This is a genomic window from Anaeromyxobacter dehalogenans 2CP-1 (genome assembly GCF_000022145.1).
Lineage (GTDB): Bacteria > Myxococcota > Myxococcia > Myxococcales > Anaeromyxobacteraceae > Anaeromyxobacter > Anaeromyxobacter dehalogenans.
Window position 1 is genome coordinate 133,899 of the sequence record NC_011891.1, and the last position, 19,749, is coordinate 153,647.

General features: G+C 74.8%; 15 protein-coding genes. 4 read left to right on the forward strand and 11 right to left on the reverse strand.

Translation table 11 applies throughout. The features are described 5' to 3' along the window. Positions 1–78 precede the first annotated feature (78 nt). Positions 79–465: a response regulator transcription factor gene (locus A2CP1_RS00600; RefSeq protein ID WP_011419161.1), complete on the reverse strand. Its 387-nt coding sequence runs from the start codon at positions 463–465 to the stop codon at positions 79–81. 138 nt (positions 466–603) lie between these two features. Here A2CP1_RS00600 and A2CP1_RS00605 point away from each other — a divergent pair, with 138 nt between their 5' ends. The 3 genes from A2CP1_RS00605 to A2CP1_RS00615 all read left to right on the forward strand — a co-directional run bounded on the left by A2CP1_RS00605 (position 604) and on the right by A2CP1_RS00615 (position 4,700). After that, positions 604–1,980 (forward strand): M16 family metallopeptidase, encoded by a 1,377-nt coding sequence (locus tag A2CP1_RS00605; protein WP_012631566.1) that lies wholly within the window; start codon positions 604–606, stop codon positions 1,978–1,980. Then, on the forward strand, positions 1,977–3,539 hold the full coding sequence (locus A2CP1_RS00610; protein WP_012631567.1) for a M16 family metallopeptidase: 1,563 nt from the start codon (positions 1,977–1,979) through the stop codon (positions 3,537–3,539). The genes A2CP1_RS00605 and A2CP1_RS00610 overlap by 4 nt, the downstream gene beginning before the upstream one ends. A gap of 231 nt (positions 3,540–3,770) precedes the next feature. After that, positions 3,771–4,700 (forward strand): PD-(D/E)XK nuclease family protein, encoded by a 930-nt coding sequence (locus A2CP1_RS00615; protein ID WP_012631568.1) that lies wholly within the window; start codon positions 3,771–3,773, stop codon positions 4,698–4,700. Here A2CP1_RS00615 and A2CP1_RS00620 read toward each other — a convergent pair. From A2CP1_RS00620 to A2CP1_RS00665, 10 genes are all read right to left on the reverse strand, one after another. Next, positions 4,697–5,116, reverse strand: coding sequence for a GNAT family N-acetyltransferase (locus tag A2CP1_RS00620; RefSeq protein WP_012631569.1), 420 nt, complete (start codon positions 5,114–5,116; stop codon positions 4,697–4,699). The two genes, A2CP1_RS00615 and A2CP1_RS00620, sit on opposite strands and share 4 nt — an antisense overlap. Positions 5,117–5,190: 74 nt before the next feature. Next, positions 5,191–6,570 carry a sigma-54-dependent transcriptional regulator gene (locus A2CP1_RS00625; RefSeq protein ID WP_012631570.1) on the reverse strand — a complete coding sequence of 460 codons (1,380 nt, stop codon included), beginning with the start codon at positions 6,568–6,570 and terminating at the stop codon, positions 5,191–5,193. A gap of 2 nt (positions 6,571–6,572) precedes the next feature. Beyond that, positions 6,573–8,069, reverse strand: coding sequence for an ATP-binding protein (locus A2CP1_RS00630; protein WP_012631571.1), 1,497 nt, complete (start codon positions 8,067–8,069; stop codon positions 6,573–6,575). Beyond that, on the reverse strand, positions 8,066–8,995 hold the full coding sequence (locus A2CP1_RS00635; protein WP_012631572.1) for a cytochrome c3 family protein: 930 nt from the start codon (positions 8,993–8,995) through the stop codon (positions 8,066–8,068). Before A2CP1_RS00635 ends, A2CP1_RS00630 begins: the two co-directional genes overlap by 4 nt. Before the next feature lie 117 nt (positions 8,996–9,112). Next, entirely contained in the window at positions 9,113–10,813 is a 1,701-nt protein-coding gene (locus A2CP1_RS00640) for a cytochrome b/b6 domain-containing protein (protein WP_012631573.1), read from the reverse strand. A gap of 254 nt (positions 10,814–11,067) precedes the next feature. Further along, complete coding sequence (locus tag A2CP1_RS00645) at positions 11,068–11,376, reverse strand: hypothetical protein (protein ID WP_012631574.1); 309 nt, start codon at positions 11,374–11,376, stop codon at positions 11,068–11,070. Between the two features lie 195 nt (positions 11,377–11,571). Then, complete coding sequence (locus A2CP1_RS00650; RefSeq protein ID WP_012631575.1) at positions 11,572–13,317, reverse strand: M14 family zinc carboxypeptidase; 1,746 nt, start codon at positions 13,315–13,317, stop codon at positions 11,572–11,574. 258 nt (positions 13,318–13,575) lie between these two features. Beyond that, the gene (locus A2CP1_RS00655; RefSeq protein WP_012631576.1) at positions 13,576–14,610 is read right to left on the reverse strand and encodes a rod shape-determining protein; all 1,035 of its coding nucleotides are present in this window, start codon (positions 14,608–14,610) and stop codon (positions 13,576–13,578) included. Between the two features lie 132 nt (positions 14,611–14,742). Next, positions 14,743–15,777, reverse strand: coding sequence for a rod shape-determining protein (locus tag A2CP1_RS00660; RefSeq protein WP_012524199.1), 1,035 nt, complete (start codon positions 15,775–15,777; stop codon positions 14,743–14,745). Between the two features lie 50 nt (positions 15,778–15,827). After that, positions 15,828–17,852 carry a dipeptidyl-peptidase 5 gene (locus tag A2CP1_RS00665; RefSeq protein ID WP_012631577.1) on the reverse strand — a complete coding sequence of 675 codons (2,025 nt, stop codon included), beginning with the start codon at positions 17,850–17,852 and terminating at the stop codon, positions 15,828–15,830. 96 nt (positions 17,853–17,948) lie between these two features. Between A2CP1_RS00665 and A2CP1_RS22720 the strand changes: the two genes are divergently transcribed. After that, positions 17,949–19,721 (forward strand): serine/threonine-protein kinase, encoded by a 1,773-nt coding sequence (locus tag A2CP1_RS22720; RefSeq protein ID WP_012631578.1) that lies wholly within the window; start codon positions 17,949–17,951, stop codon positions 19,719–19,721. Positions 19,722–19,749 lie beyond the last annotated feature (28 nt).

The window sequence follows — 19,749 nt, forward strand, 5'->3', positions numbered from 1 at the left end:
CTGCGGCGGTCCCTCGACTCCGCCCGCCTGCGGCGGGCTACGCTCGGGATGATCGAAGGTCCGGCCGGGCTCGGCGGACTACCGGCGCGCCAGCCGCTCGGCCTTGTTGAACGCGATCTGGAGATCCACCGGCTTCTCCATCACGTCCCAGGCGCCGAGCCCGAGCATCAGCTCGCGGAGGTTCTGGTCGGACCCGTGCGCGCTGATCACGAGGACGGGGATGCCCTGGGTCCGCGGGTCGGCCTTCAGGCGGCGGAGCGCGTCGCGGCCGTCCACCTTCGGCATGGCCACGTCGAGGAGGATGAGGTCGGGCCCCTGGTCGGCCGCGGCGCTGAACGCCTCGGCGCCGTCGTGGGCGACGAGGACGGTGTGCCCGCGGCTCTGCGCGTAGGCGGTGTACAGCCGGGCCACCGCGGGATCGTCCTCGGCGACCAGGATGCGCAGCGGGGAGGGTTCGGGGGCCATCCGGGGGGAGGATACCTCCGCCGCCGGCCGGCGCAACGACCGCCCCGTCGTGCCTCGTGCGGGCGGGGGCATGTCCGGCAGGTCGGCCACCGGCGGGCCGTGACGGGCGGCCGGTCGCGGCATATAACGCGAGGCGCCATGATCGCGAGCCCGCTCCTCGTCGCAGCGCTCCTCACCGCAGCGCCCGCGGCCGCCGCCCCGCCGCCCGGCGACGCGCCCGAGATCCCGTACACCATGTTCACCCTCGGGAACGGCCTCACCGTGATCCTGCACGAGGATCACACCGCCCCCCTCGTCGGCGTCCACGTCCAGTACGACGTGGGCTCGAAGGACGAGCGCCCCGGCCGCACCGGCTTCGCGCACCTGTTCGAGCACCTCATGTTCCAGGGCAGCGCGCACCTGCCCAAGGGCGAGGCCGACCGGCTGGTCGACGCGGCCGGCGGCGAGGCGAACGGCGGGACCAGCCCGGACAGCACCGTGTACTGGGAGCAGGTGCCCTCCGGCGCGCTCGAGCAGATGCTGTTCATCGAGGCCGACCGGATGGGCTGGATGTTCCCCACGCTCACCCAGGAGAAGCTCGACAACCAGCGCGACGTGGTGCGGAACGAGCGGCGGCAGTCCTACGAGATGCAGCCGTACGGCCTCGTGTTCGAGAAGCTCCTCGCGAACCTGTGGGATCCCGAGTTCCCCTACCACTGGCAGACCATCGGCACGCACGAGGACCTGGAGGCCGCCACCCTCGCCGACGTGAAGCAGTTCTTCGAGCGCTGGTACGGGCCGGAGAACGCGGTGCTCGCCATCGCCGGCGACATCGACCCGGCGCGGACGCGCGCGCTGGTGGAGAAGTGGTTCGGGCCCATCCCCGGGAAGGCGCGGCCGGCGCACCAGCCGCCGGCGCCGAAGCCGCTCGCGGCGGAGCAGCGCGTCTCGATGGACGACCGCGTGCAGCTTCCCCGGCTGTACCTCGCCTGGCAGACGCCGCGGGTGTTCGCGCCGGGCGACGCGGCGCTGGACGTGCTCTCGAGCGTGCTCTCCGACGGCAAGAGCGCGCGCCTGGTGAAGCGGCTGGTGATGGACGAGCAGATCGCGCAGGGCGTCTCGGCCGGGCAGATGAGCCAGGCGCTCGCGAGCATGTACCTGGTGGTCGCGACGCCGAAGCCGGGCATCCCGCTCGAGCGGCTGGAGCGCGAGATCGACGAGGAGCTGGCGCGGATCGCGCGCGAGCCGCCCTCGGCCGAGGAGGTGCAGCGCGCCAAGAACAAGATCGAGGCCGGCGCGGTGTTCGGCCTCGAGCCGGTGGGGGGCTTCGGCGGGCGCGCCGCCTCGCTGGCCGGCTACTACGTGCGCACCGGCGACCCCGGGTACCTCGCGAAGGACCTGGCCCGCTACCGCGCGGTGACGCCCGCCGACGTCTCCGAGGCCGCCCGCCGCTTCCTGCGCAAGGACGCGCGCGTGGTCCTCACCGTCCACCCCAGGCCGGCGGCCGCCGGCGCCGCCGCCGGGAGCGCCCGATGACCCGCAGCCTCCGCCTCCTCGCCGTCCTCCTCGCCGCCGCGCTCGGCTGCGCCGGCTCCAGGCCGGCCCCTGCGCCGGCCGCGCCCGCCGCGGCGCCGCAGCCGCAGGCCGCCGCCGCGCCCGCCGGCGCGGATCGCACGCAGGTCCCGGCCGCGGGCGAGGCGCCGGAGCTGCACCTGCCTCGCCAGCAGCACTTCGCGCTCGCGAACGGCCTGCGGGTGCGGCTGGTCGAGCACCGGCGCTTGCCCATCGTGGCGCTCAACCTGGTGGTGCGCGCCGGCGCGGTGAACGACCCCGCGGGCCTCCCCGGCCTGGCCAGCTTCACCGCCAGCATGCTCACCGAGGGCGGCACCCGCAGCCGCACCGCCACCCGGCTCTCCGACGAGGTCGGCTTCCTGGGCGCCTCGCTCGGCGCCGGCACCGGCCAGGACGCCGCCTCGCTCTCCGGCTCCTCGCTCTCGCGCCACCTGCCGAAGCTCCTCGACCTGTTCGCCGACGTGGCCATGAACCCCGCGTTCCGGGCGAAGGACTTCGCGCGCGTCCAGGACCAGCGCAAGGTGACGCTGCTCCAGCAGCGCGACCAGCCGGCCACGATCGCGGGCAAGGCGTTCCTGAAGGCCTACTGGGGCGAGGGTCACCCCTACGGCCACTACGTGCTCGGCGACGAGGCGTCGGTGGCGGCCACGCGCCCGGCCGACCTGGCCGCGTTCCACGCGCGCTTCTGGCGGCCCGCCAACGCCGAGCTGGTGGTGGTGGGCGACGTCTCGGAGGCCGAGCTGCGGCCGCTCCTCGAGCGGACGCTGGGGAAGTGGCCGGCCGGCACCGCCGCGGCCGCGCCCCGCGCCCCCGCGCCGGCCGCGCCGCACGTGACGCTCCTGCTCGACAAGCCGGACGCGCCGCAGACGCTCGTGATGCTGGGCATGCCCGGGCTGGCGCGCGCCTCGCCGGACTACGTCGCGGCCACGGTGGCGTTCCAGGTGCTGGGCGGCGGGATGTCCTCGCGGCTGTTCCGCACGCTCCGGGAGGAGAAGGGCTACACCTACGGCATGGGCGCCGGCGCCGACGCGCGCCGCCTCGGCGGCGTCAGCATCGTGCACGGCAACGTGAAGGCGGAGGTGACCGGCGCCGCGCTGGGCGACCTGCTCGGTGAGATCCGCAAGCTGCGCGATCAGCCGGTGGGCGACGCGGAGCTGGCCGACGCGCGGAACGCGCTCGTCCGCTCGCTGCCGGCCGACTTCGCCACCGTGGGCGGCATCGCCGGGCGCGTGGCCGAGCTGGTGATCCACGGCCTCCCCGACGACTACTGGAACGGCTACGCCGACGCCGTCCGCGACGTCGCCCCGGCGGACGTGCAGCGCATCGCCGAGCGCTACCTCGACCCGGCGCGCGCCACCCTCGTGCTGGTGGGCACGCCGGCCGCGGTGCGGCCGCAGCTCGAGGGGCTCGCCATCGGCAAGGTCGAGGTCCGCCCGGTGCCCGGCGCCGCGCCGGTCCGCGCGCCGCCGCGGAGCCCGCGGGTCCGCACGCAGCGGCCGCCCACCTCCTCGCCCGCGCCCTAGGCCGAGACCGCTCGGCCCGGGCCGCTGCTGCGGCGGGCAGACACGTCCCTGCGCTGCTCGACGTGCCTGCGGGCACGCCTGCGCTGCTCGGACCTCGTGTGCCCGGTCGCCGGACGCCACCGTGTGCCTCGCGACGCGACCAGATCGACCGGGCTCGGCGAGCCCCCGCCTGTCGGCCCCCTCGGCTACACTCGGGCACCCGGCGGTCCCCCCGACCGCCGGGCCCTGCCCATGGCCGATCTGCAGAACGAGTTCTCCTGGTCGAAGTCGCGCCACGAGAAGTTCGCCGAGTGCCGGCGCGCGTACTTCTACGCCTACTACGGGAGCTGGGGCGGCTGGGAGGCCGCGCACGGCACCCCGGTGCGCGAGCTCTACGTCCTGAAGAAGCTCTCCTCCCGCTGGCAGTGGGCGGGGTCGGTGGTGCACGGCGCGCTGAAGCAGATGCTCTCGGCGGCGCGGGTGAGCGGGACGTTCTGGCCGGCGGAGAAGCTGCTCGACCGCACCCGCCGCAAGGCGCGCGCCGAGTGGGCCTCGTCGCGCGACAAGTCCTACTGGCGCGAGGCCTCGCGCATCACGGGCCTGGTGGAGCACGAGTACGGCGAGCCGGTGTCGGACGCGGACTGGAAGCGGCTGTTCGAGCAGGTGGTGGACGGCGGGCTGCGCGGCTTCTACGCGAGCGAGGCGTTCGAGGCGATCCGCGCCACGCCGCGCGACCGCTGGCTCTCGGTGGACGAGCTCGACGCCTGGGACTTCGAGGGCACGAAGATCTGGGTGGCGGTGGACTTCGCCTACCGCGACGCCGAAAGCCGGGTGCAGATCCTCGACTGGAAGACCGGCCGCGAGCGGACGGTGGACCACACCCAGCTCGGCATCTACTCGCTCTACGCGCAGCGGAAGTGGGGCGCCGCGCCGGACGCGGTGGTGGGCGGGCTCGTGTACCTGGCCGCGCCCGAGGACGGTGGCGCCGGGCGGGTGTCGGTGGCGGTGGACCCGGCCGCGCTCTCGGCCTGCCAGGACGCGATGCGCGGCTCCATCGCCTCGATGCGCGCGGCGCTCGCCGACCCGGCGCGGAACGTGGCGGTGGAGGACGCGTTCCCCCGGCCCGACGACCGGGTCGCCTGCCGCCGCTGCCCGTTCCGCCGCCCCTGCGGGCGGCTCTAGCCCGTCGCGAGCGGCTTGCGCATCCAGCGCGCGGGCAGCCCGAGGCCGCCCGGGAGCGGCGCGCGCGCGGCGCGGCCGGGGCGGAACCCGAGCCGGGCGTAGAAGCCGATCGCGGGCGCGGCCGCGAGCACGCGCAGCGCCCGGAAGCCGTCGTTCCGAGCTCGCCGCTCCACCGCGGCGACGAGCGCCGCGCCCACCCCGCGGCCCGCCGCGGAGGGCCGGACGAACACCGCGGTCAGCTCCGCCCCGCGCCAGGCGGCGTACCCGGCCACCCGGCCGCCGCGCTCGGCCACGAGGTACCGCTCGCCGCCCGCGCTCATGGCCCACAGGTGATAGAGCGGCGGGAGCGAGGCCCAGGCGGCGCGCAGGCGGTCCGGGAGCGCGCCGGCGGGGACCCCGCGCACCGCGGCGCGCATCGCCCGCGCGATCGCGGCGGCGTCCGCGGGCCGCGCCGCGCGGACGCGGGGCGCGCCGGGGCGGCGGTCCCGCGTCAGGGCTTCGCGTCCTTGTCGGCGAGCCCGTGCCGCGCGAGCTTCTCGTAGAACGTGGATCGGTGCAGCCCGGACAGCTCGGCGGCCCGCGCCACCTGCCCGCCCGCCTCGCGCAGCACGTCCTCGAGGAAGCGCTTCTCCCAGGCGTCGCGGGCGCGCCGGTAGCGTCCCTCGTCGGCGCCGCCGGCCGCGTCGCCGGAAGGCGTGAGCTCCGGCGGCAGGTCGGCGAGCGCGATGGCCTCGCCGCGCGCGAGCAGCAGCCCCCGCTCGATGGCGTGCTCCAGCTCGCGGATGTTGCCCGGCCATGGGTGGTCGAGGAGCGCCCGCATGGCCTCGGCGTCGGGCTGGAGCGGCGGGCGCGAGAGCCGGAGCGCGTGCTTCTGCACCAGGTGCTCGACGAGCAGCGGGATGTCCTCGCGCCGCTCGCGGAGCGGGGGCAGGCGCAGCGGGACCACCCGGAGCCGGAACCAGAGGTCCTCGCGGAACTTCCCCTCCTTCACGCGCCGCAGCAGATCCTCGTTGGTGGCCGCCACCACCCGCACGTTCGCCTTGCGCGCCTTGCGGCTGCCGACCGGGATGAACTCGCCATCCTGCAGGACGCGCAGGAGCTTCGGCTGGAGCGCCGGGGGCAACAGGCCGATCTCGTCGAGGAACAGCGTGCCGCCCTCCGCCGCGGCGAAGAACCCGGCCCGCGGCTGGTCGGCGCCGGTGAACGCGCCCTTCTCGTGGCCGAACAGCTCCGACTCGGCCAGGTTCTCCGGGATCGCGCTCATGTTGAGCGCGACGTACGGCCCCTGCGCGCGCGAGGAGAGCGCGTGGGCGGCGCGGGCGAGCAGGTCCTTGCCGGTGCCGGACTCGCCCTCGATGAGGATGGGCACGTCGGACGGCGCGATGCGCTCCAGCATCGAGACCAGGTCCTTCATGGACTGCGACTTGCCCACGATCCCGTGCACGCTGAACTGGCCGGCGAGCGCGGAGCGGAGCCGGGCGTTCTCCTTCTTCACCCGCGCGTGCTCCACCGCGCGCGCCACCACCAGCTCCAGCTCCTCCGGCTCGAACGGCTTCTTCAGGTAGTCGAACGCGCCCGCCTTCATCGCCTCGACCGCGGTCTCCACGGTGGCGAACGCGGTGACGAGGATCACCGGGATCTCCGGCACCTTCGCCTGGAAGCGGCGCAGCCCTTCGATGCCGTCGATGCCCGGCATGCGCAGGTCGGTGACGATGCAGTCGAAGTCGGCGCGCTCCACCGCCGGCACCGCCTCCGCCACCGAGGGGAAGTCGTAGACGTCGTAGGAGCGGGCCAGCGTGCGCTTCATCATCTGGCGCGCGCTGTCCAGGTCGTCGATGACCATCAGGTTGGGCTTCTTCGCGCTCGCCATGGCTACCCCGCGCCTCCCGCCGCGGCGTCCGCGGCGGCGCCGGCCTCGGCGGCCGGCAGGTGGACCCGGAACGTGGCACCGGCGCCGGGCGCGCCGGCCACCTCCACCGTGCCGCCGTGCGCCTCGGCGGCCTGGCGCACGATGGCGAGGCCGAGGCCCGTCCCGCTCGCCTTGGTGGTGAAGAACGGCTCGAACACGTGCGCGGCCGCCTCGGCGTCGATGCCGGGGCCGGTGTCGTGGAACTCGACCACCAGGCCGCCCGGCTCGCGCAGCGCCCGGACGGTGAGCTTCCCGCCGCCGCGGTCCTGCATGGCCTGCACCGCGTTCACGCCCAGGTTGAGGAACGCCTGCCGGAGCAGCTCCGCGTCGGCGAGCACCTCGGGCAGGCCGGGCTCGACCTCGACCGCGCGCTCGACCTTCGCGTGCGCTGCGGCCGGACCGAGCACCTCCACCGCCTCGCGCAGGATGGGCTCGACCGGCTGCACCAGCGGGTGGACCGTGCGCGCCCGCGCGAACACCAGGAACCGCTCGATGAGCCCCGCGGCCCGCGTCACCTCCCGCCGGATCGCCTCCACGTCGGAGCGGTGCGGCGAGTCGTCGGGCAGCTCGCGCGAGGTGACCGCGGCGTAGCCGCGGATGACGTTGAGCGAGTTGCCGAGCTCGTGCGCGAACCCGGCCGCGATGCCGCCCAGCGTGGCCAGCCGGTCGGCGCGCAGCACCTCGCGGGTCTTCTGCGCCACGCGCTCCTCCAGCTCGGCGATGAGCCGCTGGTTCTCGGCGCGCCGCTCGTCGAGCCGGGCGGACATGTGGTTGAAGGCGCGGACGAGGTCCACGAGCTCCCGGTCCTCGGGCTCCTCCAGCCGGACGCCGCGCTCCTCGGCGAGCGACTCGGCCGCGCTGGCGAGCGAGACGAGCGGCTGGGTCACCTGGCGGATGAAGATGGCCGCGAGCAGGTGTCCGAGCGCGATCCAGAACGCCGCCACCGCGGCGGCGCCCCAGGCGAGGTCGCGGGCGGCGCCCACCACCTCCTCGTGCGTGAAGTCCACCCGCACCGCGCCCACCACCGCGCCGGCGCGCACGATGGGCGCGGAGGCGACGATCCCCTCCGGCCGCACCAGGCGCGAGAGCGTCTGGAGCGGCCAGTCCGCCGCCTGGAACTCGCTCGGCGGCACGCCTTCGGGGCAGGGCTCGCCGGTCCGCGACACGCACGCGAGCACCTTGCCGGCGGAGTCCACGATCCAGGCGCGGTCGAGCGGGGCCGAGGAGACCAGCCGCTCGAGGAGCGCCGGCAGCGCCTCCGGGCCGCCCGGATCGACCCCGCCCTCGCGCACCCAGTGCGAGGCGCCGGTGGCGGTGGTCGAGGCGAGCGCCACGCCCTCGCGGAGCAGGAGCTCCTGCCCGCGCACCAGCTCGCGCCAGAGCGCCACCGCGGTCACGCCGGACATGGCGAAGATGATGACGCCGGCGATGAGCACGAACAGCTTCAGCCGCAGCGTCATCGCGCGCCCCCCTCGTCGGTCGGGAAGGTCGGCAGCGGGGCGCCCACGAACGCGTGGCAGGTGGTGCAGGCGGTGCCCTCGGCGTGGGCCTTGCCGGACGGGTGGCAGCGCAGGCAGTCGGCCTGCTCGGCGGTCCAGGTGTGCGGCTTGTGGCACTCGAGGCAGGTGCGGTGACCCGGGATCGCGTGCAGGCCGCCCTTTGCCATCGCGTCGGAGCCGTGGCACTCGGCGCACGCCGCCAGCGTCTGGCCCGCGGGCCGGTGCGGCCGGTGGCAGGCGCTGCAGCTCATCTCCATGGGCGCGCCGTGCGTCGCCCCGTGCTCGTTCATGGGCGCGTGGATGCCCTGGGCGGTGTGGCAGCGCATGCAGTCGCGGCGGGTGGGGCGCAGGCCCTGCTCGCTGCCGAGGAACTCGTGGCAGGCGAAGCAGTGCAGGGCGGCCATCTTCTCCACGCCCACCGCGTGCCTCGGGTGGCACTCCTCGCACTTCTTCGCCACCGGCTCGAAGCCGTGCATCGAGGCGGCGTGGCAGCGCACGCAGGCGATGCCGCGCTCCTGGTAGTGGATGCGGTGGCCGCGCGAGTTGCCCACCTGCGGCCAGCGCGGGTCATGGGAGAAGTGGCACTGGGCGCAGGCCCCCACCTCCACCTCGGCGTGCTTCCCCTTCGGCTTCTGGCCGGCCAGGAACGCGCGCAGCATGGCGAGGCCCTGCTCCGGCGTGGAGTGGTGGCAGCGCTGGCAGGAGACGCTCCGGTGCGTCCCGCCCATCCACAGCGCGAACTCGGGGCTGGCGCGGTGGCAGGTGGCGCACAGGCGCGGGTCCTCGTCCACGAACTCCTTGAAGCGGAGGAACCCCGCCACGAGCCCGACGAGCGCCAGCGCGGCGAGCCCTGCCAGGATCGTCTTCGCGTTCCTCGAGAGGCGCATGCGATCCCGCGATTCTAGCCCGTTCCGCCGTTTTCCCGGAGCCTGGCGCCGGAAACGGAAGGGGCCGCACGGCATCCCGTGCGGCCCCCCCGTCAGCTCGAGCCGGCGAGCGGCCGGCTAGCCGTTCTGCTCGTCCTTGAGCCGGTCGTACTCCAGCGGATGCTCGTGCTTCATCGCCTCGATCGAGATGCGCCCGTTCAGCCAGGCCCAGTTCATCGGGAAGATCGAGGGCTTCAGGTGCACGTTGTAGAAGTGGACCGTGAAGAGGAACAGGATGGCGAGCGTCGCCTCCTCGCCATGGATGATCTGCGCGGCGGTGATGAGCCAGCCCGGCGCCCAGCTCGCGAACCAGACCGGGAACCAGAAGATGAACCCGGTGCCGACCATCATCACGATGCCCCAGAACACGGCCCAGTAGTCGAACTTCTCCAGGTACATGTACCGGTCGAACTTCGGCCGCTCCTTCTTCACGCCCATCATGAAGAGGAGGTTGTCGCGCATGTCGAGCGCGTCCTTCGGGACGGGGAGCATCGACAGCGGGAGCCGCTTCTTGGAGGCGAGGAACGTCAGGTAGAACAGGTGGTAGACGGACGAGATGATGATGAGCACCGCGCCCACCCGGTGCCAGGTCGCCGCGCCCTCCGCGCCGCCGAACACCTTCATGAACGCGCGCGAGTAGGCGGCCGCCTCGGCGTCTCCGGCGCCGCGCAGCGGCCAGCCGGTGATGCCGAGCAGGATGACGCCCGAGAGCATGAACCAGTGCTGGATGCGCTGGTGGAGGTCGAACCGGATCACCGAGCGGATCGCGTCGGCGCTCGGGCCGTGGCCGGCCTTCTTCGCGAGCCGGCTGCGCAGCTCGTAGATGAAGTCCACCAGCACGTGGAAGGCGAAGAACAGCAGCGTGAGCGTGGTGAGCCAGGAGAACGCCACGTGGACGATGTGCGGGATGACGCTCCCGCCGGTCTCGTGCAGCGGCTTGTGGGCCACCAGGCCGGCGAACGTGTCGGTCGCGCCGGCGTGGCAGCGCGCGCACGCCTGCTTCTTGTTGGCCGCGCTCACCGTGGAGGCCGGATCGGTCTTCGAGACGATCGCGTGCGTGCCGCCCGCGTCCTTCGCGGCCGCGTGGCAGCTCACGCACGTCGGCGCGGCCGCGTTGCCGACTCGCGTCAGGCGGCCGTGGATCGAGTCGTGGTACGTGATCACCGCCTCCGGGTCGAGCCCGGCGGCCTCGGCGAACGCCTCGTTCCCGTGGCAGGCCTCGCAGCGCTTCGTCATCTCGCGGCGGTCGGCCGGCACCGGCACGCGCTTGCCGTCCTTCGGCGCGTACTCGGCGAGCTTCGCCGGGATGGCGTGCGGGGAACCGTGGCAGGAGGCGCAGGTCGCGCCCGGCGCCCTGGTGTCGCCGGCGAGCCACTTGCCGTGGACCGACGTCGCGAACGCCTCGGCCTCGGTGGTGTGGCAGTTCTGGCAGGCGAGGTAGGCGCGCGGCGCGGTCACGCCGTGCTTCGCCTCGCCCTCGCCCCAGGCGCCCTTCGCCAGGCGCGCCACGGTCGCCTGCTCGGCGGCGGAGAGCGCGGGAAGCTCGCCCTCGTGCGGGCCCTCCTTGTAGCCGGCATGGCAGTCGGTGCAGCCCACCTCGTTCTGGCCGTGGACCGAGCCGGGGAAGGCCTTGAAGTCGACCTCGGGCGCGCCGCCGCCCTTGTCGTGGCACATGAGGCAGGACTCGGCGTCGGCCGGCAGCGCCGGGGCGGGCTTCGCCTCCTCGGCGCGGGCAGCGGTCGAGAGGAGAAGCGCAATCGCAAGGAGGGTGGCTCGCATAGGCGTGGTCCGCGTGTGCAACCGATGTGCCCCGGTCCTGTGCCGGGTCGAAGACTCAACCAGCGGAAACGACTCTGGTTTGCGTGAGGTCAAGGGACGGAATGACGCAGGGTTTGCGCGGCGCGGGGGTGCGGCGGAACGGATCTGCGCGTTGGCGCGCGCGCCCGTCCGCACACGACGGGATTCCCCCAGTGTAGGGGAACGAGGTGGGCCCGGCCTCGCGGCCGGGCCCCGGGGTCCCCGCCCGCAGAAGCTCAGCGGCCCGACTGCTCCTGGGCGACCGGCCGGCGCCCGGCGATCGCGAGCAGCGCGCCCACCGCCGCGCCGGCGGCCGCGCCGGAAACCGCGAACAGCGAGGCGACGCCCACGACGCCGAGGCCCATGCCGAAGACGATCAGGCCGCGGACGAGCAGGGTGGGCTGCACCGGCGTGCCGACGATGCCGCCCGCGAGCAGCAGGCCGGCGTAGCCGCCGTAGAGCAGCGCCGGGAGGAGCGCGATGGCGAGGAACAGGGCGAGGCCGATGCCGGCGCCGATGAGGGAGGGGAGCTTGTTCTGGGCCATGGCGTTCTCCTGGAGTGGCTGCGGGTTCGAGGTCTCGGGGCCGCCACCGTGGCGCGCCGCCGTCGTCTCTCCGCATTTGCAGGAGCGCGGCCAACCGCGCGCCACGCGATCTCGCGGGGTTGGCCGCGGCCGTGTCGGGAAGTCCCGACCCGCTGCCGGGCCTGCGGGACGTGGACCGGCGCGGGCGGCGGCGGGTCAGGGCCGGCGGTCGGCGCGCAGCACCGGGTAGAGCCGGTAGGCCTCGTCGTGGGCCGGGTGGCGCCGCCAGAAGAAGTCGAGCCGCGCGGCCGGGTCCTTCGCGAACGCCGGATCGGCGAGCCGGCGCTCGAACTCCGCCTTCACCGCGGGATCCCGCGCCAGCAGCGCGCGCGCCCAGGGCTCGAGCACGTAGTCCTCGATGTACTCCTTCTTCTCGAACGCGGTGGCGAACGCGCCCCAGGCCACGAACGCGTCGGGCCCGGCCGGATCGAGCAGCATGGCGGCGAGCGTCCCGAGCGGCTGCGCCGAGGGGATCCACAGCCACCCGGCGGCGAGGTCGCGCGCCTCCGGCGCCCAGGCGCCGGTGAGCGCGGTCTGGTGCCGGCCCTCGAACGACTGCGCCTTCACCTCGACGCCGGTGGCGCGGAACGCCTCCACCTGGGCGGCGGCTCGACGGGACGCCATCCGCTCGAAGGCGATGCCGTGCAGCCGGAGCTTCCCGGCCACCCACCCCGCGTGCGCGGCCGGGACGATCCAGCCGCCCACTGGGACGCGCGCCCGCGCGGTCACCACCAGCTCGTCCACCACCGGGACGTTCCACACCTCCGGCCGCGTCTCGTCGTAGCGCGGGACCTTCTTCCCGAGCACCGGCGAGTCCTCGCGGACGTAGGCGTAGCCCTGGAACGCGAGCGGCCGCGTGCGCGATCCGGGCGCCCAGCCGAGCTCCACCTCCCGCCCCCGCGCCGCCGCGCCCTCCCGGTCCGCGCGGTCGGCGGCGGCGCGCCAGCGGCCGCCCCGCTCGGCGGCGAGGTCGAGCAGCGCGCGCACGAAGTGGGCGGTCGCCTTCACCCGGTGCGGATACGGCCGCCAGGAGTGGGTCTCGAGCAGGATGCCGAAGCGGTTCCGCGCGGCCCAGTAGCCGTGGCCGAAGCGGATGGGCGCAGGGTAGGGGGCGAAGCCGGAGGCGGGATCGCCGTCCTCGCGGAGCGAAGGGTAGAAGTCGAGCGGCAGGTGGCCGGCCGCGGCGAGCCGCTCGACCAGCGCGGCCGAGAGCGCCGCGCCCTCCTCGCGCATGGCCGGCGAGTAGCCCTGGCGCGGCTCGACCATCACCGCGAGGTCGTGCTGGAACTGCGCGCCGTCGGTGACGTGGAGGTCGCCGAGGGCGATGGGGTCCCAGGCGTCCATGAGCCGGAGCACCGCCTGCGTCTCCGGCGCCTGCGCCGCGACGTAGTCGCGGTTCAGGTTCAGGTTCTGCGCCGTCGTGCGCCAGCCGGAGGTCTCCGGCCCGCGCTGGTTGGGCCGGTGGTTCGGCCCGAAGCGCTCGTGCCCGTCCGCGTTCAGCACCGGCACGAACAGCGCGGTGACCTTCGCGAGCGGTCCGCCGTCCCGCGAGGCGAGCAGCTCGCGGAGCACCAGGAAGCCGGCGTCCTTCCCGTCGATCTCGGCGGCGTGGATGCCGCCCTGCAGGAGCACCACCGGCCGCCGCGCAGCCCGCGCCGCGCGGGCGTCGAGCCCCCCGCCCGCGCTCGCCACGAGCGCCACCAGCGGCCGGCCCTCCGGCGTCTCGCCGAAGGTGAGGCAGCGGGCGCGGGCCGGGTACGCGGCGGCCAGCCCGCGGCAGAGCCGGACCGCCTCGTCGTAGCGGCCGGTCTCCCGGAAGCCGGTCCTCTCGGCGGTGGTGGTGAGGTCGGGGCCGGCGGAGAGCGCCAGCGCGAGGAGCGGGGCGAGGGTGGGCGCGAGCATGGTGGGCGCAGATCCTAAGCGCCCCACCGGCCCGCAATCCACCTCGTGTGATGAGGCGCCGGGGACGGCGCTCGGCCCTGCGCCGTCACGGCGCTCAGAGCGCGTGAATCAATCCCCGGACCGAGCCAGGCGGTCGAGCCGCGAGCAGCGCGAGGCGCGACGACCGAGCATGCCCGTCGGCATGTGAGGGAGAAGCAACGACGCGATGCGACGCGGATCGGCCGCCGCGGCGACGGGAGGGGATGGGTTCACGTGCTCTCAGCCCTGGGCGGTGACCTGGCGGAGGATGTCGAGCTCCTCGAGCGCCTTGCCCGCGCCGATGACGACGGCGGAGAGGGGATCCTCGGCGAGGAAGACGGGGAGGCCGGTCTCCTCGCGGAGGAGGACGTCGAGGTTCTTGAGGAGGGCGCCGCCGCCGGCGAGGACGATGCCGCGGTCGGCGATGTCGCCGGCGAGCTCGGGGGGCGTGCGCTCGAGGGTGACCTTCACCGCCTCGACGACGCCGTTGATGGGCTCGGCGAGCGCCTCGCGGATCTCGGAGGAGGTGACGGTGAGGGTGCGGGGGACGCCGGCCACGAGGTCGCGGCCCGTGATGTCCATCGTCAGCTCCTCCTCGGTGGGATAGGCGGTGCCGATGCCCATCTTGATGAGCTCGGCGGTGCGCTCGCCGATGAGGAGGTTGTACTTGCGCTTGACGTGCTGGATGATCGCCTCGTCCATCTTGTCGCCGGCGACGCGGACCGAGCGCGAGTAGACGATGCCGCCGAGGGAGATGACGGCGACGTCGGAGGTGCCGCCGCCGATGTCGACGATCATGTTGCCGGAGGGCTCGGTGATGGGGAGCCCGGCGCCGATGGCGGCGGCCATGGGCTGCTCGATGAGGTAGACCTCGCGGGCGCCGGCGGACTCGGCGGCCTCGCGGACGGCGCGCTTCTCGACCTCGGTGATGCCCGACGGGATCCCGATGATGATCCGGGGCTTCACGAAGCTCTTCCGGTTGTGCGCCGCCTGGATGAAGTACTTCAGCATCGCCGCGGTGACCTCGAAGTCGGCGATGACGCCGTCCTTCATCGGCCGGATGGCGACGATGTTCCCGGGCGTGCGCCCGAGCATCTCCTTCGCCTCCTTCCCGACGGCGAGCACGCGGCGGCTGCCGCGACCGTCCGCCTGGACGGCCACGACGCTGGGCTCGTTCGACACGATGCCCATGCCGCGGATGTAGATGAGGGTGTTGGCGGTCCCGAGATCGATCGCGAGATCGCGCGACAGGATGTTGTGGACGAAGTTCAGCACGGTGGTTGCCTACTACAACACGGTCCGCGGCCAAACCCTTTCTGCGAGTTGCGCGCGGATCGCGGATTCGCCCACCCCCGATCGCGGGAAACGCCTCACCGGACGTGAAGGCGCCCGCCCGGTCGGAGGAGATCAGCCCTGGGCGGTGACCTGGCGGAGGATGTCGAGCTCCTCGAGCGCCTTGCCCGCGCCGATGACGACGGCGGAGAGGGGATCCTCGGCGAGGAAGACGGGGAGGCCGGTCTCCTCGCGGAGGAGGACGTCGAGGTTCTTGAGGAGGGCGCCGCCGCCGGCGAGGACGATGCCGCGGTCGGCGATGTCGCCGGCGAGCTCGGGGGGCGTGCGCTCGAGGGTGACCTTCACCGCCTCGACGACGCCGTTGATGGGCTCGGCGAGCGCCTCGCGGATCTCGGAGGAGGTGACGGTGAGGGTGCGGGGGACGCCGGCCACGAGGTCGCGGCCCTTGATGTCCATCGTCAGCTCCTCCTCGGTGGGATAGGCGGTGCCGATGCCCATCTTGATGAGCTCGGCGGTGCGCTCGCCGATGAGGAGGTTGTACTTGCGCTTGACGTGCTGGATGATCGCCTCGTCCATCTTGTCGCCGGCGACGCGGACCGAGCGCGAGTAGACGATGCCGCCGAGGGAGATGACGGCGACGTCGGAGGTGCCGCCGCCGATGTCGACGATCATGTTGCCGGAGGGCTCGGTGATGGGGAGCCCGGCGCCGATGGCGGCGGCCATGGGCTGCTCGATGAGGTAGACCTCGCGGGCGCCGGCGGACTCGGCGGCCTCGCGGACGGCGCGCTTCTCGACCTCGGTGATGCCCGACGGGATCCCGATGATGATCCGGGGCTTCACGAAGCTCTTCCGGTTGTGCGCCGCCTGGATGAAGTACTTCAGCATCGCCGCGGTGACCTCGAAGTCGGCGATGACGCCGTCCTTCATCGGCCGGATGGCGACGATGTTCCCGGGCGTGCGCCCGAGCATCTCCTTCGCCTCCTTGCCGACCGCGAGCACCTTGCGGCCGCTCCGCGACTCCTGCTGGACCGCCACCACGCTGGGCTCGTTCGACACGATGCCCATGCCGCGGATGTAGATGAGGGTGTTGGCGGTCCCGAGGTCGATCGCGAGATCGCGGGACATCATGTTGTGAAGCCAGTCGAGCACGGCGGGTCCGGACTATAGCAGGGGGTTCGGGGGCGACAAGGTCCCGGCCTTCACCGCGGCGCGCTCGCCTGCGGGGCAGGCGATTCCAGCCACCGGCCGATCCAGCCGAGCACCTCGTCGTGGAACACCTTCGCGTTGCGCGGCTTCAGCACCCAGTGCCCCTCGTCCGGGAACACCATCAGCCGCGAGGGGACCCCGCGCCGCTGGAGCGCCGTGAACGCGGCGAAGCCCTGCGTCACGGTGACGCGGAAGTCCTTCTCGCCGTGCGAGATCAGCGTCGGCGTCCGCCACCGCCCCACGAACGCGCTCGGCGACCAGCGCTCGAACGCCTCCGACGCCTCCCACGGACGCCCCAGCTCCCATTCGGGGAACCAGAGCTCCTCGGTGTCGTAGTACGCCATGCGCAGGTCGAAGTTGCCCGCGTGCGCCACCAGGCAGCGGAACCGGTCGGTCTGGCCGTTGATCCAGTTCACCATGTACCCGCCGTAGCTCGCGCCGGCGGCGCACATCCGGTCCCCGTCGGCGGCGCCGGTGGCGACGGCCGCGTCGGTGAGCCGCATGATGTCGTCGTACGGGGTGCCGCCCCAGTTCCCCCGGACGGCGTCGGTGTAGGCCTGACCGAAGCCGGTCGAGCCGCGCGGGTTGGGCAGCACCACCGTCCAGCCCCGGGCGGCGTACAGCATGGGGTTCCAGCGGAAGCTCCAGGCGTCGTTCCAGGCGCCCTGCGGGCCGCCGTGGACGAGCACCACCGCGGGGTGCCGCTGGCCGTCGCGGTGGCCCGGCGGCAGCACCATCCACCCGTGCAGCGCCTGTCCGTCCTTGCCGGTGGCGGCGAGGGGGCGGACCTCGCCGAGCGCGACCCCGGTGAGCCCCTTCGCGCCGAAGCCAGTGAGCAGGCGCGGCTGCGGCCCGCGCGCGCCCGGCTCGAGCACCGCCACCTCCGGCGGCGCCGCCAGCCCGTCCACCAGCGCGGCGAGGCGCGCGCCGTCGCGCGACCAGCTCACGCGGGCGAGGTTCCGGCCGCGGTACAGCTCGGTCACCTTGCCGGCGAGGTCCACCTCGTAGACCGCGTGGACGCCCTCGCTCTCGGCGGTGAACCGGAGCGCCTTGCCGCCGCGGGCCCACTCGAGATCGGCCGCGGAGCGGTCGAAGCCGGCGGTGAGGTCGCGCGCGCCCGACCCGTCCGCCGCCGCCACCATCACGTGGAAGCGGTCGGCCTCGTAGCCCGCGCGCGGCTGGGCCAGCCACGCAAGCCGCTTGCCGTCCGGCGACGGGCGGGGCGAGCCGTCCCAGCCCGGCGCGGTGGTGACGCGGCGGGGCGTCCCGCCGGCGAGCGGGACCGCGTACACGTCCCCGTTCGTCGAGGTGGCCTCCACCGGATCCGAGACCGCCACGTAGTAGAGCGTCTTCCCGTCCGGCGAGAAGGCCAGGTCGTCGCCCGAGCCGCGCTGCACCGGCGGAGCGTCGCGGTCGCCCGGGGTGAGGTCCACCGCGGGGCCGCCGTCGAGCGGCACGCGGACGAGGTGCGTGCGCACGCGCTCGCGCCACTCGTTCCAGTGCCGGAACAGGAGCCGGTCGGTGAGGTGCGGGCGGACCTCGGCGGCCGCGTCCGCCTTCCGGTTGCAGGCCGCGTCGGCGCCGCAGGCCGGGTCCACGTCGCTCGCGACGACCAGCGCGGCGCCGTCCGGGGTGAAGCGGAGCTCGGAGACGCCGCCGGGCAGGTCCGTCACCCGCCGGGCCTCGCCGCCCTGGAGGTCGAGCACCCACGCCTGCGTGCCGCCCTTGCGGTTGGAGAGGAACGCGATCCGCCGCCCGTCGGGCGAGAACGCCGGCGAGGTCACCCGCTCCTCGCCGAACGTGAGCCGGCGGGCGGCGCCGCCCGCGGCGGGGACGAGGTGCAGCGCCGAGACGAGCTTCTCGCCGCCCGCCGACGAGGTGGCGACGGTGTACGCGACGCTGGCGCCGTCCGGCGAGACGGCCGCGTCCCCCGCGCGCTCGAGCGCGAGCAGGTCATCGACGGTGAAGGGGCGGGGGACCGATGCGAGGGCGAGCGCGACGAGCGCGGCGGTGAGCATGGGGCGGACTTTCTACCACGTCGCACCGGCGCGCGATCCCGATGCGGCCGGGACTTTCCGGGTCCGGCGGCGCCGGGATACTCTCGCGGCGAGCGCATGCCCGGCCCCCTGGCGATCCCCGACCTCCGCGCCCCGTGCCCCGGCTGCGGACACCTCGCGGAGCCGACCGGCGGGCCGCTGAACTTCTGCCCGCGCTGCGGCCTCGACCTGCGGGAGACGGCGCGCCGCGCGCCGCCGGCGGACCCGCTGGTGGGCCGGGTGATCGCGGACCGCTACCGGCTCGTCTCCCTGCTCGGCGAGGGCGGGATGGGCGCGGTCTACCGGGCCGAGCACGTGCAGATGGGCAAGGCGCTCGCGGTGAAGGTGCTGCGCGGCGACTTCGCCCGCGACCCGTCCGCCGCGGAGCGCTTCCGCGCCGAGGCGCGCATCGTGTCGCGCCTCTCGCACCCGCACACCATCGCGGTCTTCGACTTCGGCGAGCTGCCCGAGCGCGGCTTCTACCTCGCCATGGAGTACGTGCCCGGGCAGGACCTGGCGCGGGCGCTGCGCGAGGGCGGCGCGCTCTCCGAGGCGCGGGCGGTCGGCATCGCCCAGCAGGTGCTCGGATCGCTGGCCGAGGCGCACGAGTCGGGCGTGGTCCACCGCGACATGAAGCCCGCGAACGTGATGCTGATGCAGGCGCGGCCGGGCGAGGACTTCGCGAAGGTGCTCGACTTCGGGATCGCGAAGCTGCGCGACGAGGCGGGCGGCGCCACCACCGGGGCGGGCGCGGTGGTGGGCACGCCGAGCTGCCTCGCGCCGGAGCAGGCCCGCGGCGGCCCGGTGGACGCGCGCGCCGACCTCTACGCCATGGGCTGCCTGCTGTACGAGCTCGTGTCCGGGCGGCCGCCGTTCACCGCGGCGAGCCCGGTGGCGGTGATCACCGCGCACCTCCACGACGCGCCGCCGCCGCTCCGGGAGGTCGCCCCGGGCGTCTCGCGCCGGCTCGCCGAGGTGGTCCACCGCGCGCTCCGCAAGGATCCCGCCGAGCGGTTCCCGAGCGCGGACGCGATGCGCGACGCGCTCGCGGGGCCCGGGCACGCAGCCCGGCCGTCCCGCCGCCCCGCGCTCCCCCGGGCCGCGGGCGAGCTGGAGCTGGCGAGCCGGGAGGACTTCCGCGACGGCCTGGAGCAGGGCGCCCTGGAGCGGCAGGTGGGCGTGCTGCGGCCGCCGCGGCTCGTCACCCCGGCCCGCGCCGCGCTGGCCATCGCCGCCGCGCTCGCCGCCGGCGCGGCCTGGCGCTGGGACGACCTGTACGCGGCGCTCGCGGCCGCCGCGCCCGCGATCGCGACGCAGGTGCCGGCGGCGCTCCGCCCGGACGCGGCCGCCTGGGTGGAGCGCGAGCCGAACGACGGCGCGGCGGAGGCGACGCCGCTCCCGCTGCTCCCGCGGGCGGACGGCGTGCCCGCCGCGGAGGTCCGCGGCGCCATCGGCGCGCCGCGCCGGCCGGACGAGGGCGACCTCGACGTCTACCGGCTGGTGGTGCCGGACGGCGCGGGCGGCCGCGTGCTGCGGGCGCGCTGGCACGCGGCGGGGGCCGCGCCGGACCAGGGCATCCCGGGGCTCGCGGTGACGCTCTCGCTCAACCGGGCGCCGGCCGGCGCCGAGCGCGCGCCGCTGGTGGCCGCGGCGGGCGAGGGCGGCCCGGGCGCGGCCGAGGCGCTCTCGGCCGAGGTCGAGCCGGGCACCTACTGGCTGTCGGTGCGCGAGCGGCACGCGGCGGGCGCCGCGCCGGCGGCGCGCCCGGAGGCGCCGTACGCGCTCGAGGTGGAGCTCGCGCCGCGCGCGGCGAGCGAGGCCGCGGGCGAGGGCGACGGACCCCACAAATGAGAAGGGCCGGCGGGAGCCGGCCCTTCGG

What these genes read in the sequence shown, in the direction of transcription:
- A2CP1_RS00600 (WP_011419161.1), bottom strand. Translation starts at nt 465, where the DNA reads ATGGCCCCCGAACCCTCCCCGCTGCGCATCCTGGTCGCCGAGGACGAT.
- A2CP1_RS00605 (WP_012631566.1), top strand. Translation starts at nt 604, where the DNA reads ATGATCGCGAGCCCGCTCCTCGTCGCAGCGCTCCTCACCGCAGCGCCC.
- A2CP1_RS00610 (WP_012631567.1), top strand. Translation starts at nt 1,977, where the DNA reads ATGACCCGCAGCCTCCGCCTCCTCGCCGTCCTCCTCGCCGCCGCGCTC.
- A2CP1_RS00615 (WP_012631568.1), top strand. Translation starts at nt 3,771, where the DNA reads ATGGCCGATCTGCAGAACGAGTTCTCCTGGTCGAAGTCGCGCCACGAG.
- A2CP1_RS00620 (WP_012631569.1), bottom strand. Translation starts at nt 5,116, where the DNA reads ATGCGCGCCGCGGTGCGCGGGGTCCCCGCCGGCGCGCTCCCGGACCGC.
- A2CP1_RS00625 (WP_012631570.1), bottom strand. Translation starts at nt 6,570, where the DNA reads ATGGCGAGCGCGAAGAAGCCCAACCTGATGGTCATCGACGACCTGGAC.
- A2CP1_RS00630 (WP_012631571.1), bottom strand. Translation starts at nt 8,069, where the DNA reads ATGACGCTGCGGCTGAAGCTGTTCGTGCTCATCGCCGGCGTCATCATC.
- A2CP1_RS00635 (WP_012631572.1), bottom strand. Translation starts at nt 8,995, where the DNA reads ATGCGCCTCTCGAGGAACGCGAAGACGATCCTGGCAGGGCTCGCCGCG.
- A2CP1_RS00640 (WP_012631573.1), bottom strand. Translation starts at nt 10,813, where the DNA reads ATGCGAGCCACCCTCCTTGCGATTGCGCTTCTCCTCTCGACCGCTGCC.
- A2CP1_RS00645 (WP_012631574.1), bottom strand. Translation starts at nt 11,376, where the DNA reads ATGGCCCAGAACAAGCTCCCCTCCCTCATCGGCGCCGGCATCGGCCTC.
- A2CP1_RS00650 (WP_012631575.1), bottom strand. Translation starts at nt 13,317, where the DNA reads ATGCTCGCGCCCACCCTCGCCCCGCTCCTCGCGCTGGCGCTCTCCGCC.
- A2CP1_RS00665 (WP_012631577.1), bottom strand. Translation starts at nt 17,852, where the DNA reads ATGCTCACCGCCGCGCTCGTCGCGCTCGCCCTCGCATCGGTCCCCCGC.
- A2CP1_RS22720 (WP_012631578.1), top strand. Translation starts at nt 17,949, where the DNA reads ATGCCCGGCCCCCTGGCGATCCCCGACCTCCGCGCCCCGTGCCCCGGC.